At 70.9% G+C, this 18,150-nt stretch carries 15 protein-coding genes; 11 read left to right on the forward strand and 4 right to left on the reverse strand.

Annotated features, from left to right (window positions below; translation table 11 throughout):
- The first annotated feature begins 360 nt into the window (after positions 1–360).
- From C6376_RS35780 to C6376_RS35810, 7 genes are all read left to right on the forward strand, one after another.
- Positions 361–1,572 carry an MFS transporter gene (locus C6376_RS35780; protein ID WP_254076437.1) on the forward strand — a complete coding sequence of 404 codons (1,212 nt, stop codon included), beginning with the start codon at positions 361–363 and terminating at the stop codon, positions 1,570–1,572.
- Between the two features lie 48 nt (positions 1,573–1,620).
- On the forward strand, positions 1,621–2,097 hold the full coding sequence (locus tag C6376_RS35785) for a hemerythrin domain-containing protein (RefSeq protein ID WP_107447211.1): 477 nt from the start codon (positions 1,621–1,623) through the stop codon (positions 2,095–2,097).
- A 297-nt stretch (positions 2,098–2,394) separates the two neighbouring features.
- Complete coding sequence (locus tag C6376_RS35790) at positions 2,395–6,078, forward strand: nitrate reductase subunit alpha (protein ID WP_107447212.1); 3,684 nt, start codon at positions 2,395–2,397, stop codon at positions 6,076–6,078.
- A 1-nt stretch (position 6,079) separates the two neighbouring features.
- Positions 6,080–7,783 (forward strand): nitrate reductase subunit beta, encoded by a 1,704-nt coding sequence (narH, locus tag C6376_RS35795; RefSeq protein WP_107447213.1) that lies wholly within the window; start codon positions 6,080–6,082, stop codon positions 7,781–7,783.
- On the forward strand, positions 7,780–8,439 hold the full coding sequence (gene narJ, locus C6376_RS35800) for a nitrate reductase molybdenum cofactor assembly chaperone (RefSeq protein ID WP_107447214.1): 660 nt from the start codon (positions 7,780–7,782) through the stop codon (positions 8,437–8,439). The genes narH and narJ overlap by 4 nt, the downstream gene beginning before the upstream one ends.
- On the forward strand, positions 8,436–9,203 hold the full coding sequence (narI, locus tag C6376_RS35805; protein WP_107447215.1) for a respiratory nitrate reductase subunit gamma: 768 nt from the start codon (positions 8,436–8,438) through the stop codon (positions 9,201–9,203). Before narJ ends, narI begins: the two co-directional genes overlap by 4 nt.
- Complete coding sequence (locus C6376_RS35810; RefSeq protein WP_107447216.1) at positions 9,200–9,547, forward strand: cupin; 348 nt, start codon at positions 9,200–9,202, stop codon at positions 9,545–9,547. The genes narI and C6376_RS35810 overlap by 4 nt, the downstream gene beginning before the upstream one ends.
- 151 nt (positions 9,548–9,698) lie before the next feature.
- On the opposite strand, the gene C6376_RS35815 is transcribed toward C6376_RS35810, so the two are convergent.
- Positions 9,699–11,378: a GAF domain-containing sensor histidine kinase gene (locus C6376_RS35815; RefSeq protein ID WP_107449380.1), complete on the reverse strand. Its 1,680-nt coding sequence runs from the start codon at positions 11,376–11,378 to the stop codon at positions 9,699–9,701.
- A gap of 534 nt (positions 11,379–11,912) precedes the next feature.
- On the opposite strand from C6376_RS35815, the gene C6376_RS35820 reads away from it, so the two are divergent.
- Positions 11,913–12,515: a TetR/AcrR family transcriptional regulator gene (locus C6376_RS35820; protein WP_107447217.1), complete on the forward strand. Its 603-nt coding sequence runs from the start codon at positions 11,913–11,915 to the stop codon at positions 12,513–12,515.
- Between the two features lie 162 nt (positions 12,516–12,677).
- Here C6376_RS35820 and C6376_RS35825 read toward each other — a convergent pair whose 3' ends face one another.
- The 3 genes from C6376_RS35825 to C6376_RS35830 all read right to left on the reverse strand — a co-directional run bounded on the left by C6376_RS35825 (position 12,678) and on the right by C6376_RS35830 (position 13,892).
- A complete protein-coding gene (locus C6376_RS35825; RefSeq protein WP_173985798.1) occupies positions 12,678–13,079 on the reverse strand; it encodes a cupredoxin domain-containing protein in 402 nt (133 codons plus the stop codon).
- Positions 13,080–13,378: 299 nt separating this feature from the next.
- Positions 13,379–13,576 (reverse strand): hypothetical protein, encoded by a 198-nt coding sequence (locus C6376_RS44080; protein ID WP_159083356.1) that lies wholly within the window; start codon positions 13,574–13,576, stop codon positions 13,379–13,381.
- Between the two features lie 52 nt (positions 13,577–13,628).
- The gene (locus C6376_RS35830; protein ID WP_173985799.1) at positions 13,629–13,892 is read right to left on the reverse strand and encodes an SHOCT domain-containing protein; all 264 of its coding nucleotides are present in this window, start codon (positions 13,890–13,892) and stop codon (positions 13,629–13,631) included.
- Positions 13,893–14,234: 342 nt separating this feature from the next.
- On the opposite strand from C6376_RS35830, the gene C6376_RS35835 reads away from it, so the two are divergent.
- From C6376_RS35835 to C6376_RS35845, 3 genes are all read left to right on the forward strand, one after another.
- On the forward strand, positions 14,235–14,624 hold the full coding sequence (locus C6376_RS35835; protein WP_159083357.1) for a hypothetical protein: 390 nt from the start codon (positions 14,235–14,237) through the stop codon (positions 14,622–14,624).
- Positions 14,625–14,714: 90 nt separating this feature from the next.
- A complete protein-coding gene (locus C6376_RS35840) occupies positions 14,715–16,361 on the forward strand; it encodes a multicopper oxidase family protein (protein ID WP_107447219.1) in 1,647 nt (548 codons plus the stop codon).
- Positions 16,362–17,029: 668 nt separating this feature from the next.
- Positions 17,030–17,545 carry a DUF2231 domain-containing protein gene (locus C6376_RS35845; RefSeq protein WP_107447220.1) on the forward strand — a complete coding sequence of 172 codons (516 nt, stop codon included), beginning with the start codon at positions 17,030–17,032 and terminating at the stop codon, positions 17,543–17,545.
- Positions 17,546–18,150: the final 605 nt, after the last annotated feature.

Genomic DNA, 18,150 nt, shown 5'->3' on the forward strand with positions numbered 1-18,150 from the left:
AGGCAGGCAGGTAGGGCGGGTCGGCGATCCGTGCGCGGGCGGGCGGGGAGGCGGGGAGGCTGAGGAGCGGGGAGGTTGAGGAGTGGGGAGGCGGGCGGGGTGGTTGGGTGGGGGTGGGACGGCTGGGCCCCGAATGGGGGGTCTGTTCGGCGGTCGGTAGGGACTCTTGGCCCATGCCGGTGGTGGTGGTTGCGGACAGTGGTTGCGGATGCCGTTGGGCAGGCAAGGGGCCTGCTGGGTGTGGTCGCGTGGTGCGGTACCACCGGGCAGAGGAAAGGGACGGACACCATGGTCCAGTCGTTGAAGTCGAGGAGCGGGAGCGCGTCGGCGGGTGCTCCGGTGTCCGGCCGGGCGTGGCTGATGCTGGCTCTGGCCACGGTGGGTTTCGCTGTGAACTTCTGGGCGTGGGCGCTGTTGAGTCCCTTGGGCCCGCGGTTCAAGGACGGTCTGGATCTGTCGTCGTTTCAGCAGTCGTTGCTGGTGGCGGTGCCGGTGGTGGTGGGTTCTCTGGGGCGGATCCCGGTGGGTGCGCTGACCGACCGGTTCGGTGGCCGGGTCATGTTCCCGATCGTGTCGGCGGTGACCATCGTGCCGGTGCTCTACCTCGGTCTGGCCGGGCATTCCTCGTTGGCCGCGCTGCTGGTCGGCGGGTTCTTCCTGGGGATCGGCGGTACCGCTTTCGCTGTGGGTGTGCCGCTGGTCAACGCGTGGTTCCCGCCCGAGCGGCGGGGCCTGGCGATCGGTGTGTTCGGTGCCGGTATGGGTGGTACCGCGATCAGTGCCCTGACCACGGTGAAGCTGGTCGACGCGCGCGGCATGGCGACGCCGTTCCTGATCACCGCGGCGGTCCTGGCGGTGTATGCCGTGGCTGCCGCGCTGCTGCTGCGTGACGCGCCCGGCCGTACCGTGCCGAGCGAGCCGCTGGCGCGGCGGCTGGCCGCCACCGCCCGGCTGGGCATCACCTGGCAGGCGTCCGCGCTGTACGCGGTCGCGTTCGGCGGTTACGTGGCTTTCTCGGTGTATCTGCCCACCTATCTCAAGACCGGTTACGGGCTGACCCAGGCGGACGCCGCGAACCGTATGGCCGGGTTCGTGCTGCTGGCGGTGGCGATGCGGCCGATCGGCGGCTGGCTGTCGGACCGGCTGGGTCCGGTCCGGGTGCTGGCCGGGTCGCTGGCCGTGGTCGTGGCCGGCGCGGTCGTGCAGTCGTTCACCCCGGCGCTGGCCCCGGTGGGGACCATCGCGTTCTTGGCCATGGCCGGGGCGCTCGGCGCGGGCAGCGGGGCGACCTTCGCCCTGGTGGCCCTGCGGACCCCGGCGAACCAGGTCGGCTCGGTCACCGGCGTGGTCGGTGCCGCGGGCGGGCTGGGCGGATTCCTGCCGCCGCTGGTGATGGGCTCGCTGTACGGCGAGTACGGGACGTACGCGGCCGGTCTCGTGCTGCTCGCGGTCGTCGCCGCCGCGGCCCTGGCCTTCACCCTCACCGGTGTCCGTACCGCGGCCGAGGACGGCGAGCGCAAGCCGCGCACCGGCAGCGGGCGCGGGCACCGCACCGCCGGCACCACCGCCTGACCCCGACCCGACGAGACCAGGGAAAACGAAGGACAGGGAGAAGAGCCGGTGTGCGAATACTGCGGATGCCAGTCCCTGGCGTCGATCGACGAGCTGACCCGTGAACACGACGAGGTGGTCCGCCTGATCAGCCACCTGCTCCCCGCCCACCAGGAGGGCGGGGTGGCCGGGATGGCGGAGGTCGCCCGGGAGATCGTGGCCGTGCTCGGCCCGCACACCCGGGTGGAGGAGCACGGCCTGTTCCCCGCTCTGGCCGGGGACTTCCCCGACCAGATCGCCGTCCTGGAGGCCGAGCACCGCCGCATCGAGTCGGTGCTCGACGAGGCCGCCGACGGCGCGACGCCCTCGGACCCGGCCTGGCCGCAGAGACTGATGGAGGCGATGGCCCTGCTGCGGGACCACATTCTCAAGGAGCAGGACGGCGTCTTTCCTGCCGCACTGGCGAACCTGAGCACCGAGGAGTGGGAAGCGGTCGAGGCTGTGCGCACCGAGGCGGGCGGCGCGCTGTCCCGGCCGGCCGCCTGACCTGGCCGCGATCCCGTCCCCTCATGAGCACACCGACCGGACTCCGCGCCCCCGTTCCTGCCGAGCGGGGGCGCGGAGTCCGGTCGGTGGTACGGCTTCGTGGAGCCCGGGCGACCGCCCGCGGACGCTGACGATCCTTGCCGAGCCGCAGGTGGTTCGTGGTGTGGCTGTTGACCTTCGAGTGGGAGGAGGCCATAGAGTCGTTTCCGGCCGGAACCGATCACGATTTCGAACGGGCCTGCGGTGCCCGGGGTGGAGTGCACGGTGAGCGCGGAGATCAGCCCGGGACGGGCAGGCATGGACAGCGATCTGGCGGAGGCCCTGGTGCGCTCCCGCCGGTTCTTCACCCGGGCGGAGGTCTCCGACGACCTGCGCACCCTGCACAGGAAGGGCGGCCGGCAGGCCGACGAGTTCTACCGGGACCGCTGGTCGCACGACAAGGTGGTCCGCTCCACCCACGGCGTGAACTGCACCGGCTCCTGCTCGTGGAAGGTGTACGTCAAGGACGGCATCATCACCTGGGAGGCCCAGCAGACCGACTACCCGTCCGTCGGCCCCGACCGCCCCGAGTACGAGCCGCGCGGCTGCCCTCGCGGAGCCGCCTTCTCCTGGTACACCTACTCGCCGACCCGGGTGCGCTACCCGTACGTGCGCGGGGTGCTGCTGCAGATGTACCGCGAGGCGAAGGCCCGCCTCGGTGACCCGGTGGCGGCCTGGGCGGACATCGTCTCCGACCCGGAGAAGGCACGCCGCTACAAGAAGGCGCGCGGCAAGGGCGGCCTGGTGCGGGCGAACTGGGACGAGGCGACCGAGATGGTCGCCGCCGCCCATGTGCACACCATCAAGGAGTACGGCCCGGACCGGCTGGCCGGGTTCTCCCCGATCCCGGCGATGTCGATGGTCTCGCACGCCGCCGGCGCGCGGTTCTACTCCCTGCTCGGCGGGGTGATGCTGTCGTTCTACGACTGGTACGCGGACCTGCCGGTGGCCTCACCTCAGGTGTTCGGCGACCAGACGGACGTGCCGGAGTCGGGGGACTGGTGGGACGCCGGCTATCTGATCATGTGGGGTTCGAACCTGCCGGTGACCCGCACGCCGGACGCGCACTGGATGGCCGAGGCCCGCTACCGCGGCCAGAAGGTCGTCGCGGTGTCTCCGGACTACGCGGACAACGTGAAGTTCGCCGACGAGTGGCTGCCCGCCCAGCCGGGGACCGACGGCGCGCTGGCGATGGCCATGGGGCATGTGGTCCTCAAGGAGTTCTTCGTCGACCGGTCCACCTCGTACTTCACCGGCTACGTCAAGCAGTACACGGATCTGCCCTTCCTGGTCACCCTCGACGAGGCCGAGGGAGAACCGGGCACGTACACGCCGGGCAAGTTCCTGACCGCCGCCGACCTCGGCGGCGAGGCTGCTGCGACCGAGCACGCGGAGTTCCGTACCGTGCTGCTGGACGCGGCCACCGGGCAGCCGGTGGTGCCGAACGGCACGCTCGGCGACCGCTACGGCGATGCGGGCGCCGGGAAATGGAACCTGGACCTCGCAGGCGTCGACCCGCTGCTGTCCGCCGAGGGCGGCGACGAGGCACCGGTCGCCGTCGAGCTGCCTCGCTTCGACGTCCCCGACGGCAGCGCGGGCCGGCTGCGGCGCGGGGTGCCGGTACGCCGGGTCGCCGGAAAGCTGGTGACCACCGTCTTCGACCTGCTGCTGGCCCAGTACGGAGTGGCCCGCGACGGCCTGCCCGGCAGGTGGCCCGGCGGCTACGACGACGCGCAGGAGCCGTACACCCCCGCCTGGCAGGCCGCCATCACGGGCGTGGACGCGGACCGGGCGGCCCGTATCGCCCGGGAGTTCGCTGCCAACGCGGAGGAGTCCGGCGGCCGTTCCATGATCATCATGGGGGCCGGCACCAACCACTGGTTCCACTCCGACACCATCTACCGGGCCTTCCTCACCCTGACCACGCTCACGGGATGTCAGGGCGTCAACGGGGGCGGCTGGGCACACTACGTCGGTCAGGAGAAGGTCCGGCCGATCACCGGCTACTCGGCCATCGCCACCGCGGCCGACTGGAACCGGCCGGCCCGGCAGATGATCCAGACCGCCTACTGGTATCTGCACGGGGACCAGTTCCGCTACGACCCGTTCTCCGCCGACACCCTCGCCGCCGCGGGCGGCGGCGGCCCCTTCGCCGGGAAGAGCACGGCCGACGTGATCGCCCAGTCGGCCCGGATGGGCTGGATGCCCTCCTACCCCACCTTCGACCGCAACCCGCTCGGCCTGGCCGACGAGGCCGAGGCCGCGGGCCGTGATGTGGGCACGCACGTGGTGGAGGAACTCAAGGCGGGCCGCCTGCGATTCGCGGGCGAGGATCCGGACGCCCCGGAGAACTTCCCACGGGTGCTCACCGTGTGGCGGGCCAACCTGCTGGGCTCCTCGGCCAAGGGCAACGAGTACTTCCTCAAGCACCTGCTCGGCACCGACGCATCGGTGCGCGCCACCGAGGCGCCGCCACAGGCGCGGCCGAAGGACGTGGTGTGGCGGGAGGAGGCCCCCGAGGGCAAGCTCGACCTGCTGCTCACCCTGGACTTCCGGATGACCAGCACCACGGTCTTCTCGGACGTGGTGCTGCCGGCCGCGACCTGGTACGAGAAACACGATCTGTCCAGCACGGACATGCACCCCTTCGTGCACGCGTTCAACCCGGCGATCGCCCCGCCCTGGCAGACCCGCACCGACTGGGACGCCTTCCACACGATCGCGAAGGAGTTCAGCCACCAGGCCGCCCGGCATCTGGGCGTGCGCAAGGACGTGGTGGCCGCGCCGCTGCTGCACGACACCCCGGACGAGCTGGCCAATCCGCACGGGCGCGTCCGGGACTGGAAGGCGGGCGAGTGCGAGCCGGTGCCCGGCCGCACCATGCCCAAGCTGATCACGGTGGAACGCGACTACGCGGCCGTTGCCGACAAGATGGGCGCGCTCGGACCGCTGCTGGACAGCCTGGGGGCCACCACCAAGGGCGTCACCTTCAAGCTGGAGCGCGAGCTGGAGTACCTGCGGCACAAGAACGGCACCGTGCGCGGCGGGGCGGCCGACGGGAGGCCGTCCATCGCCCGGGACGTGGCAGCGTGCGAGGCGATCCTCGCGATGTCCGGCACCACCAACGGGCACCTGGCCACTCAGGGCTTCCGTACCGTGGAGGCGCGTACCGGGACCCGACTGGCCGATCTGGCCGCCGAGCACGAGGGCAAGCAGATCACCTTCGCCGACACCCAGGCCGCCCCGGTGCCGGTCATCACCTCGCCGGAGTGGTCCGGATCGGAGACCGGAGGGCGCCGCTACTCGCCGTTCACCGTCAACGTCGAACGGCTCAAGCCCTGGCACACCCTCACGGGACGGCAGCACTTCTACCTCGACCACGACTGGATGACCGCGCTGGGCGAGCAACTGCCCGTCTACCGGCCACCGTTGAACATGCAGGCGCTGTTCGGCGAACCCCGGGTGGGGGAGGTCGGCGAGCTCGGCGTGACCGTGCGCTACCTGACCCCGCACAACAAGTGGTCCATCCACTCCGAGTACCAGGACAACCTGTTCATGCTGTCGCTGTCCCGAGGCGGGCCGACGATCTGGATGAGCACCCAGGACGCGGCCAAGGTCGGGGTCGAGGACAACGACTGGATCGAGGCGGTCAACCGCAACGGCGTCGTCGCCGCCCGCGCGATCGTCTCGCACCGCATGCCCGAGGGCACCGTCTACATGCACCACGCCCAGGACCGCCTGATCGACGTGCCGCGCACCGAGACCACGGGCCGTCGCGGGGGCATCCACAACTCCCTGACCCGGCTGCTGATCAAACCCAGCCACCTCATCGGCGGCTACGCGCAACTGTCCTACGCCTTCAACTACCTCGGCCCGACCGGCAACCAGCGCGACGAGGTCACCGTCATCCGCCGTCGCACGAACCAGGACGTGGAGTACTGACATGCGTGTCATGGCCCAGATGGCGATGGTGATGAACCTCGACAAGTGCATCGGCTGCCACACCTGCTCGGTCACCTGCAAACAGGCGTGGACCAACCGCACCGGCGTCGAGTACGTGTGGTTCAACAACGTCGAGACCCGGCCCGGCCAGGGTTACCCTCGCCGCTACGAGGACCAGGAGACATGGCGCGGCGGCTGGGAGCTGAACAAGAAGGGCCGGCTCGCGCTGAAGGCGGGCGGCCGGTTCAAGAAGCTCATCACGATCTTCTCCAACCCGGTGCTGCCCACACTCGACGACTACTACGAGCCCTGGACCTACGACTACGAGACCCTGACCAACGCACCGCTGCAGGAGCACACCCCGGTCGCCCGCCCCAAGTCCCTGATCACCGGCAAGGACATGAAGATCTCCTGGTCGGCGAACTGGGACGACGACCTCGGCAACTCCGCCGCGACCGGCGAGAAGGACGTGCTCCTGAACCAGGTCTCGGAGAAGATCAAGCTCGAGTTCGAGCAGACCTTCATGTTCTACCTGCCCAGGATCTGCGAGCACTGCCTCAACCCGTCCTGCGCGGCCTCATGCCCCTCCGGCGCGATCTACAAGCGGGAGGAGGACGGCATCGTCCTCGTCGACCAGGACCGCTGCCGCGGCTGGCGGATGTGCGTCACCGGATGCCCGTACAAGAAGGTCTACTTCAACCACCGCACCGGCAAGGCGGAGAAGTGCACCTTCTGCTTCCCGCGGGTCGAGGTCGGCCTGCCCACCGTCTGCTCGGAGACCTGTGTCGGCCGGCTGCGCTACATCGGCCTGGTCCTGTACGACGCCGACCGCGTCCTTCAGGCCGCCTCCACCCCTGACGACACCGACCTGTACGAGGCACAGCGGAAGGTCTTCCTCGACCCGAACGACCCGGACGTCGTGCGGGAGGCGGAGCGGGCGGGCATCCCCAGGGACTGGGTCGAGGCCGCCCAGCGCTCCCCGATCCACGCCCTGATCAACACCTTCAAGGTGGCGCTGCCGCTGCATCCGGAGTACCGCACCCTGCCCATGGTCTGGTACATCCCGCCGCTGTCCCCGGTCGTCGACGCCGTCCGCGACACCGGCCAGGACGCCGAGAACCACCGCACCCTGTTCGCCGCCGTCGACGCCCTGCGCATCCCCGTCGACTACCTCGCCCAGCTGTTCACCGCCGGCGACCCGGCCCCGGTGGACGCCGTGCTGCGCCGCCTGGCGGCCATGCGCGCGTACATGCGCGACATCAACCTCGGCCGTGAGCCGGACGCGTCCATCCCGGAGGCGGTCGGGATGGGCGAGGAGCAGATGTACGACATGTACCGGCTGCTGGCCCTGGCCAAGTACGACGAGCGGTACGTCATCCCGCCCGCCCACGCCGAACAGGCCCACAAGCTCGAGGAGCTGGCCACCGAGTGCAGCCTGGACTACGAGGGCGGCCCCGGCATGGGCGGCTCCGGTCCCTTCGGCGAGACCTCCGGCGGCGCCGCCCCGATCGCGGTGGAGAACTTCCACGTCCTGCGTGACCGGCAGACCTCCGACAACCCGGCCACCCCCACCGACAAGGCCACCCGAGTCAACCTCCTCAACTGGGACGGCAAGGGCTCCCCGCCCGGCCTCTTCCCGGACCAACCACCCGGCGGCTCCGGCGCTGGTGGGGCCGACGGTGGGGAGGTCGAGCCGAAGCCATGAAGAAGACCAAGCGCGCAACCCGCGCCCAGTCCTGGCACGCGCATGCCTGGCAGGCCCAGTCCCTGCTGCTCGCCTATCCCGACGAGCAGTTCGAGCAGCGCCTGGCCCTGGCCCGCCGGGTCGCCGCCACCCTGCCGGAGCCGGTCGCCCGCCCCCTGCTCCGCTTCGCCGCACACGCCGAGCAGAACGCCCCCGCCGACCTGGCCACCGCGTACGTCGCCACCTTCGACCACCGCAAACGCTGCTGCCTGTACCTGACGTACTACGCGCACGGCGACACCAGGAAGCGCGGCCTCGCCCTGCTGCGGCTGAAGCAGACCTACGCCGCGGCCGGATGGCGCCTGGGGGACGACGAACTGCCCGACCACCTCGCTGTCGTCCTGGAGTTCGCGGCCACCGACCCGCAAGCCGGACACCGACTGCTCGTCGAGCACCGCGCGGGCCTGGAGCTGTTGCGCCTGGCCCTCGACGACGACGGCTCGCCCTGGGCACCCGTGCTGGACTCCGTCTCGGCCACCCTGCCCGCCCTCGCCGGCGACGACCGCGAAGCCGTCCTGCGGCTGGCCGCCCAGGGCCCGCCCGAGGAACAGGTCGGCCTCGACCCGTACGCATCCCCGGTGTTCCTGCCCGACCCCGTCGTAGGAGGTCCCCGATGACCGCGCCCGCGCAGCCCCTCACCCTGGCGGCGGAGGCCGGCACCGGCGGCATTCTGCTGTGGGTCGTTCTCCCGTACGTCGCCCTGGCCGTCTTCGTCCTCGGCCACGTCTGGCGCTACCGCTACGACAAGTTCGGCTGGACCACACGCTCCTCCCAGCTCTACGAGAACCGCCTGCTGCGCATCGGCAGCCCGCTGTTCCACTTCGGGATCCTCGTCGTGCTCCTGGGCCACATCGGCGGCCTGGTCATCCCCAAGAGCTGGACCGAAGCGGCCGGCGTCAGCGAACACATGTACCACATCGGCGCGGTCGTCCTCGGCACGATCGCGGGCGTCGCCACCCTCGGCGGGCTGGCCATCCTGATCTACCGCCGCCGCACCGTCGGCCCGGTCTTCTCCGCCACCACCCGCAACGACAAGGCCATGTACGTCTCCCTGGCCCTGACCATCGTGCTCGGCCTGTCCGCCACCGTGGCCGCGAACGTCGTCGGCGGCGGCTACGACTACCGCGAGACCATCTCGCCGTGGTTCCGCAGCATCTTCTACGTCCAGCCCGACCCGGGCCGGATGACCGGCGCGCCCGTCCTGTTCCAGCTCCACGCCATCAGCGCCCTGCTGCTCTTCGCGGCCTGGCCCTTCACCCGGCTCGTCCACATGCTCACCGCGCCGGTGGGCTACCTGACCCGCCCCTACATCGTCTACCGAAGCCGCGACGTCCAGCTCGGAGCCCGCGCGCCGCGCCGGGGATGGGAGCGCACCCGATGACCTCGACACCCGACGGACCCGGTGCGGTCGTGCCACTGCGCGATCTGGGCCAGGACCTGCTGGCCGAGGCCCGCACGGCCGGCTCCGGGCGCGCCGCACGCACCGTCGTAGCCGTGCCCGGACTGCGAACCACGCTGCTGGCCCTGACAGCGGGACGTGAACTCGCCGAGCACCAGGCCCCCGGCGCCGCGACCCTGATCTGCCTTGCCGGCCGAGCCCGACTGGCCACCGCCGAGCGGGAATGGGACTTGCGGGAGGACGTCCTCGTGGCCATCCCCGATCAGCGTCACCGGCTCATCGCCGACAGCGACACCCTCGTCCTGCTCACCGTCCGGCTGGACTGACAGGACCCCCGCGCCGAGCGGCAAGGGCTGCGGGACCTGGCCCAGCACGGGGCCCGCGAGGACGGCCAGGACCGCCCGCCGGACCGGCGTCCGGCGGGCGCGCTTACACGACCGGGCCCACCGTGACCGGAACGATCACGGTCTACGGGGCTCAGGCCACGGCGAGTGGCACCGTCCATTCCACGATGGTGCCGGTGGGATCGTTCGGCTCGAGGGTGAAGCTGCCCCCGAGGTCGGCGGCGCGCTGTCGGAGGTTGTCCAGGCCACTGCGGCGGTCGACGGCCGGGGCCATGCCGGTTCCGTTGTCGGCGACGCGCAGCCGGAGCCGGGTGCCGTCGGTCTCGGCGGTGATCTCGACGGCGGAGGCGTGTGCGTGCCGGGCGGCGTTCGACAGCGCCTCGCGCAACACCGCCAACAGGTGCTCGGCATGGTCGGCGGGCACGTCGGTGTCCAGGAGGCCGGTCATGCGCAGGGCGGGGGCGAAGCCGAGTACGGCGGCGGCCCGGTCGGTCTCGGCCAGCAGCTTCGCGCGCAGCCCGCCGCGCCCGTCGGAGCGGTCGCGCTCGCGCAGGGCGTAGATCGTGCCTCGCACGGTCTTGATGGTGTCGTCGAGGTCGTCGACGACCCGCTGGACCCGCTCGGCCACCTCAGGCCGGTCGGACACCCGGCCGAGCACCGAGTTCAGGGTCAGTCCGGAGGCGAAGAGGCGCTGGATGGCCAGGTCGTGCAGGTCGCGGGCGATGCGGTCGCGGTCGGTCAGGACCAGCAGGTGGTCGGCCTCGCGCCGGTGCTCGGCGATCTGCAGGGCCAGCGCGGCCTGGTCGGCGAAACTGCTGATCATGGCCATGGTGGTGTCCGAGAACTCCGGGCCGCCGGGCAGGTTGGCGACCTGCAGGACCCCGCGCGCGTGCTCGCCGCCGCCGAGGGGGAGCAGGAAGCCGGGCCCCAGGCCGATCTGCGCCGCGGAGCCGCCCCCGGCCTGCGGTTCGTCGGACAAGGCGCTGCTGGTGATCCGTTCGTTGGAGAGGTAGACCTTCGCGGCCAGTGTGGTGACCGGCAGTACCAGCCCGTGGACCTGCTCGGCACCCTCGCCGTCGGCGGCCTCGATCACCAGCTCGTCTCCGCCGTCGAACGGCACCGCCAGCGTCACCAGATCCGCTCCGGACAGAGTCCTGACGGTGGAGGCCACCTTGTACAGCACCTGGTTCGGGTCGGTGCCCGACAGCAGACTGCGGGTCAGGTCGCTGCTCGCCGCCAGCCACTGCTCCCGGCGGCGCGAGTCCTCGTACAGGCGGGCGTTGTCGATCGCGACGCCGGCCGCGGCAGCGAGCGTGCGCAGCACGGCCTCGTCGTCCTCGTCGAACTGCGCCCCGCCGTTCTTGTCGGTCAGGTACAGGTTGCCGAAGACCTGGTCGCGCACGCGCACCGGCGCCCCGAGGAAGGTGGTCATCGGTGGGTGCCCGGCGGGGAAGCCCACCGAGTCGGGGTGGCGGCCCAGGTCGGCCAGGCGCAGTGGCTCCGGCTCGCGGATCAGCAGCCCGAGGATGCCCTGGCCGTCGGGATAGTGGCCGATCGTGCGGATGGTGTCCTCATCCATGCCGACCGTGATGAACTGCCGGATCTTCTCTTCCTCGCCGAGCACGCCCAGGGCCCCGTACCGGGCGTCCACGAGGGTGACCGCAGACTCGGTGATGCGGCGCAGAACCACATCGAGATCCAGATCGGAGCCGATGGCGAGGACCGCGTCCAGCAGCGTGTGCACTCGGTCCCGTGTCGCGCGAACCTGTGCCACCTGTGCCTGCAGGCCCTCCAGCAGCTCATCCAGCCGCAACTGGGGCGCCGCGGGGCCGCCCTTCCGCCCCTGCGCCGGACTCTCCGCCACTCCCGCTCCCTCCAGAAAAGGTGCCGTCGGCACCTTCCGCTCATGCCTGAACGGCCCTGCCGGCATTCGAACACATGTGTTAAACCTGGTGGTCCCGGCAACCGAGATCCTACGGCCCGGCGCCGGGCGTGGCCCAAGCACTGTGGAGGCCGCCACCGTCCGCCCCGGAATCCGGCCACCGTCCGCTCCGATACCGACCCCGGACGTCCTGGCCGATACCCGTAGGTGCTACGCCGACTCGGTCCCGTGAATTCGGCGCCGCGGGACGTGCCGGGGGTCGTAGGGCTTCCCCGGGGATCCCGAACCGGCCGGGAACATCGCGGAGTTCGCGGACCGGCACGGCGCCAGGATCAGGACGAGACCGTCGAGGAGGTGCTGTCCGCCGTCCTCGGTGGCGACGGGGAGTTCCGCGGCATCCGCCCGCCGAGGCGTTGACCCCCTGCGGCGGTCTGCCGGTCCCGGCGTACGAGTAGGGTCGCGCCCATGAGCGATTCCGCCGAGAAGCCACCCGCCCGGCCCCGCAAGCGGGTGGATTACGGGACCGGCCGCGAGGCCCTGCTCAACGCGGCCGTGCGTGTCGTGGCCCGGGGCGGGCTGCGCAAGCTCACCTATCGCGCCGTCGCGGAGGAAGCGGGTGTCACGCACGGCCTCGTGGTGCACCACTTCGGTTCACGCGACGCGCTGATCGAGGCAGCCCTCGAGCACGCGGTGCGCACCAGCGCGAGTACGAGTTCCCTGGAACCCGGCACGGGCGACATCGCGGACTTCGCGGCGGGACTGGCGGACATGGTCACCCGCCAGCCGGCCCTGCAGACGTTCCAGTACGAACTCATGCTCGAGTCCCGGCGCAGGCCCGAGCTGCTGCCGCAGATCCGCGCGCTGTACGACGAGTACTTCCAGGCCACGGAGAGGGAACTGTTCCGCAGCCTGCCCGAAGGCACCAGCCCTGCCCTGACCCGGCTGGTCTTCGCCGCTCTGGAGGGCCTCGTGCTGCATCAGTTGGTCCTCGACGAGCCGGACGTCACCGAGGCCGCGCTGAAGGAGCTGCGCTCACTGTTGACCCGGCAGCCTGGAGGCGCAGGGTAGCGGCCCTTGCCAAGCCCTGCCCCCATCACAGCTGCCGCCGGTACCGGCCGTTCACGGGGTGCCGGCCGCGGCCAGTGGGACAAAGGGGGAGCAGGGCGTCCTCGCCCTGCCCGCGGGGGCCAGCCCCGCGCACTCGGGCAGAGGTCGGGACCCCCTCCGGCGTCACGTCACGACGAGGGTGCCCTTCATGTTCGGATGGATGGTGCAGAGGTAGGAGTAACTGCCCGCAGTGGACGGAGCGGTGAACGTGGTGGTCGCTCCGCCCCCGATGGTGCCGGTGTCGAAGACCTTGTCCCCGGTGGCGGTCACGGTGTGTGCGGCCGAGTCCCGGTTCACGACGGTGACCTTCGCTCCGGGACGCACCCGCAGGTTCGCCGGGCTGAAGGCGAAGTTCTCGATCACGATCCTCGTCCCGCCAGGACTCGTGCCGGTCGCGGCGGATGAGGCGCTCGTGGTGGCGGGGCCGGTGCCGTCACCGCTCGAGCACCCGGCCAGGGTGAGCAGGGCGCAGGCGCTGCCCATGGCAAGTGCGGTGCGGCCCCGGTGCGGAGAGGTGAATGACATACGGGGACGGCCTTTCGGGAGCGAGGCTGCTGTGGGCAGGCGCGGCCGGAGACCGGCCGGCGTTCCCAGGTTCGCCGTACCCGGGAGCGCTCGCCACGGTGATACCGCCATCCGACTCACCGGCCCGCCTGAAGGCCGACGTGGCTCGGTTCGTCACCTCGGCCTTCAGGCGGGCCGGAGGTCGGCGTGGGCGATGACAGCAGCCTCGGCACTCACCCCCTGGGCGGACCCGGGCCGGTCGGGGCGGACCCGGTCCGGTGGGGTGGTCGTGCTTGCGCAGCGGGTCCTCGTCCCGGTCGTCACGGTGCTGATCGTGGCCGCCGTGCATGCCCTGGTCGTGCATGCCCTTCATCATGAAGAACATCATCGTGTCCCTGGAGGGCCTGGCGTGGCTCGCTCTCGTCGCGGCCTGCCCGCTGGCCGACGATCAGGGCGCCGCCGACGACGACGATCGCTGCGGCGAGCGCGTACATGGCGTAGTTGCGCCTGCCGTTCATCACGAACCTCCCTCAGCGGAAGGCCGAGGCCGCACAGGGCGCGGCCGGGTATTCAGGATTTGGCGGCAGGGCCGACGTGCAGCACGCCCAGGCGGCGCCGGTACTCCTCCTCGTCGATCTCCCCGCGGGCGAACCGCTCGGCGAGGATCTGCTGCGGTGTGGGTACGGCGGGGGCGTGGGTGTGTTCGTAGGGCCGGTTGACGGCGCGGAAACCCAGCACGAGGGCCGTGACGACCAGTGCCCAGAACGCGACCATGCCGATCGACATCCCGAACCAGCCCCACCCGTTCATACCGTGGGCGTACCAGAACATCATCGCCACTCACCTGCTTCGGCTTCGGCTTGTCGGCGACCGGGCGCTGGGAGGGCTCCCGGCGACTCATTGCCTTCACGTCCATCATTGCTCTGCCCGGTGCGGTGGTCCGGGGCCGGACGGCCCGGGACCGGTGGGCCGTTCAGCCCCTACCTGGTAGGGGTACCCGAGCGCAGGCTGAAGAGCGACCCGCCAGGGGAGGAGCCGGATTACCCCTCCCGGGTATATTGACGGTGACGGGCCGTTACAGCTCGAGCGCGGATGGAAGCCATGACGACAGTCGCTCACCGAGGAGGCGCGGCTCACGGTGCCATGCTCCGGTGGACACGCGCTGCCGTGATCGCGATGGCGACGGTGCTCGCCGTTCTCGTACACCACGAGACGGCCGCGGCCATCACCCACGTGCCGCCGACGGGGACCGCGGACACAAGCAGCTTCACGGGGATGCACCACGCGCCCCCGCCGACCGCGCCCCTGCACACGAACGGGCACAACGTCCCGCCCGGTACCACGCCCGCGCCCGCGACTGCGGCCGAGGATGACGGGGCATGCTCCAGTACGGCGATGCAGCACTGCTCCGCCGTGGGCGTCGACAGCCTGAAGCTCGCGCCTCCCCACCAGCCCGTCACCGGCTGGGCTCCGGCCTTCCACCGCGGAGCAGCCGCCGGCCGGGACGTCCCGGGAACGACGGGCAGGGCACCACCCGATTCGGTTCTCTCTCGATTGCTGCTGTAGGCCGCACTCACGGCTGAGCGCGCCACACCTGCGCCCAGTCATGCCCGTACGCGACCGAACACCGGTGATATCGAGACAAGGACACTCTCTGTGAACAGCATGAACCGCCGATCCGTCCTGCTGGCCGGGCTCGGCGTCGCGAGCGCGGGCACGCTCGCCGCCTGCGGCGACTCCAGCAACACGCCCGCCCTGACCAGCCCCTCCGGACCGGCTGTCGTCGCCGCCGACAAAAAGCGCACCAGCACTGGCAGGACACACGAACTGACCCTGACCGCAGCCCGGGCCACGGTCGACCTGGGCGCCGGGACCACGGCCAGTACGTGGGCCTTCAGCGGTCGGATGCCGGGCAGGGAAGTGCGCCTCTCGGCTGGCGACACGCTCGCCGCCACGCTGTCCAACCAGCTGCCGGACCGAGCCACCACCTCCGTCCACTGGCACGGCATCGCCCTGCGCAACGACATGGACGGCGTACCGCCGGCCACCCAGGACGTCGTCCGGGCAGGACGAAACTTCACCTACCGGTTCACCGCGGACGCCCCCGGCACCTACTTCTTCCACCCGCACGTCGGTGTACAGCTCGACCGGGGCCTGTACGCACCCTTGATCGTTGAGGACCCGAGGGAGCCACTGTCGTACGACGAGGAGTGGGTGATCGTCCTCGACGACTGGCTCGACGGCGTCACCGGCACCCCGGACGAAGCCTTCGCCGAGCTGAGGCGGGGCATGGGCGGGATGCACATGGGCGACGACTCCGGCAGTTCGTCCAGCTCGTCCACCTCCTCCGGCCACGAGGGCCACGACATGGGAGACATGGGCGGGATGGACATGCGGGACATGAGCAGTGACACGGGCATGACGAGCAGCTCACCGTCCCCCTCCTCCAGCGGCGGCATGTCGATGAAGTTCATGATGATGGGCGCCCAGAGCCCACTGCTCGGGGGTGACGCAGGTGATGTGAGGTACCCCTACCACCTGATCAACGGCCGTGTCCCGGCCGACCCGGACGTCTTTCGCACCAGGCCCGGCAAGCGGGTCCGGCTGCGCCTGATCAACGCCGGCGGCGACACCGCTTACCGCGTGGCCCTCGGCGGCCACAAGCTCACCCTCACCCACACCGACGGATTCCCGATCCGGCAGCAGCAGGTCGACACCGTGCTGATCGGCATGGGCGAGCGCTACGACGCCCTTGTCACCCTGGACGACGGCGTCTTCCCGCTCGTCGCACTGGCGGAAGGCAAGAACGCCGGCGGTATGGCTCTGGTCCGCACCGGCTCGGGCGGTGCGCCGAAGCCGACGACCCGCCCGAAGGAACTGGACGGAATGATCACGACCGCAGCGAGGCTGCGCGCTGCGGACGACGTGCGGCTGCCGACGAGGAAGGCGGAGCGGGTCCACCGCATCGAGCTGACCGGCAGCATGATGACGTACAACTGGGCCATCAACGGCGAACGCTTCGACATGAACAACCCGACCGCGAACCCGATCACGGTCGAGGAAGGCGAGCGGGTACGGCTGGACTTCGTCAACACCACCACCATGTGGCACCCGATGCACCTGCACGGCCACACCTACCAGATCGGCAGCGGCGGCCCGCGCAAGGACACCGCGATCGTCCTGCCGAAGAAGACGCTGTCGGTGTTCTTCGACGCGGACAACCCGGGGCAATGGATGCTGCACTGCCACAACGCCTACCACGGAGAAGCCGGAATGATGGCGTTGGTGGGCTACCAGGGCTGATCCCGGTACTGCCGGGCCACCCGCGTCCGACCCACCGGGCGGCCTGGCCGGGCCACGAAGACGAACTCCCTCTGATCGAGGCACGTTGTTCCGGCCGGAGGTCGAGCACCTGCCGAAGCGGCTCTCCCCGCTGGGCGAACCCGTCGGTGAGCGGGCGTGTCCGGCGTGAGCGGGCATGCCAGGCGTGAGTGGACGAAGGGAGTGACATCCTCGGCCCGCTGGACGATCCGTTTCACGTTGCCATCAGGGCACCAGGCTCGCCGGTGCCGGTGCCGGTGCCGGTGCCGGTGCCGGTAGCGGGTCCGGACGCCGGCCCGGCGTCAGGTGATCAGGCTGCCGGTGTGAGCGAGGGCGTGGTCACGGTCGCTGGAGCGGCCGGGCCGCGGGCAAGGCGCCGGGGCATGATGCTGACCGCTGCCGGCTCACGTGCACCCGAATGTTGCGGCAGCCTCTCGTCGTCCCGAACGTTCCCCGAGCGGGGACGGGGAAAGCCGTGAGATCGGGCCGAACCGATGGGCGAACCGCTGTCCGGCATCCGGGTACGCCACGACATCACCGACTGCCGAAAATCGATCGGGAGGGAGCTCAGAAGAAGCTGAGAACTTCCTGTGCCAGGCTGACGCGCCTGATCAACAGACGGTCTGTCAACCTGCTGGAGGAGCTTTCCAATGAGCCTGGTCAACGGCCTGCCCGCGCACGTCCTGCTCGTGCATTTCGTCGTCGTGCTGGTTCCCCTGACCGCGCTGGCACTCGCGGTCTGCGCGTTCTGGCCGAAGGCGGCACAGCGGATGGGCATCGTGCTGCCGCTGCTCGCCCTGGTGACGCTGGCGAGCGTACCGCTTGCCACGGAGGCCGGGGAGTGGCTGGAGGAACACGTCGACAGCAACGCGCTGGTGCGCCGGCATGCTGAGCTCGGCGACGGCCTGCTCCCCTGGGCCGGGGGCCTGTTCGTTCTGGCGGTCGTCGTCTGGTGGGCGGCCCGCCGCACCGCCGAGTCCGGAACCTCTCGGCGCAGCACACGCCTGTCCGCCGCGCCGGTGCGCATAGCGGCCGCGGTCCTGTCGCTCGTCGTGGCCGCCGGAGCCGTCGTGGACGTCTACCGCATCGGCGACTCGGGGGCGAAGGCCGCGTGGCACGACGGCTTCTCCAAGACGGCGTCGGGCGGCGCCGGGGACGACGACTGATCTGCCGCGGGCTCGCTCCTCAACACGGACGGCGCGGCTGTCGGCGCGGTGAGCGGTGCACACGACGTCCGGGGCCCGGCCCGGGTCGCCGCTCGGCGCCCGCCGACAGCGAAACCCGCGGCTGTCGGCTGCCACCGGCTTGGAGCCGAGCCACGCCGTCGGTCAGGGCCGCCGACGTGACGGCCGCAATCAATGGCGCGAGCACGGGAGCGCTCGCTCGGTACGGGCTTGCCCATGAACTGGCGCCACGGCCATACGAACTGCGCCACGCAGGCATCCCGTTCCGGCTGGCGTCCGGGGTCGACCCGGCCGAGTGCGCGCCAAGAGCGGGGCAGAGCATCCAGGTTCTCTTCCGCCGCCACGCCACGTTCCTCGCCGAAGCACGTCACCACGCGAACCGTTTCCATGCGGCGGTGGGACGGGCACGAGGATGCGTCCACAGGCGCCTTGGCCAGGGCTTGGCCCGGACACGCCCCGGAACAGCTGGTCAGAGGTGGGATACCGGCGAAAGGAATCGGGAGTGAGGCCGAATTTCGGCTCGTAGTGCGGGTGCATCGACAGATGGGCGCCTGACGGGCATCTGCCCAGTTCAGGCGCCCATTTTC

Origin of the sequence: Streptomyces sp. P3, from assembly GCF_003032475.1 — a bacterium.
Taxonomy (GTDB): Bacteria; Actinomycetota; Actinomycetes; order Streptomycetales; family Streptomycetaceae; genus Streptomyces.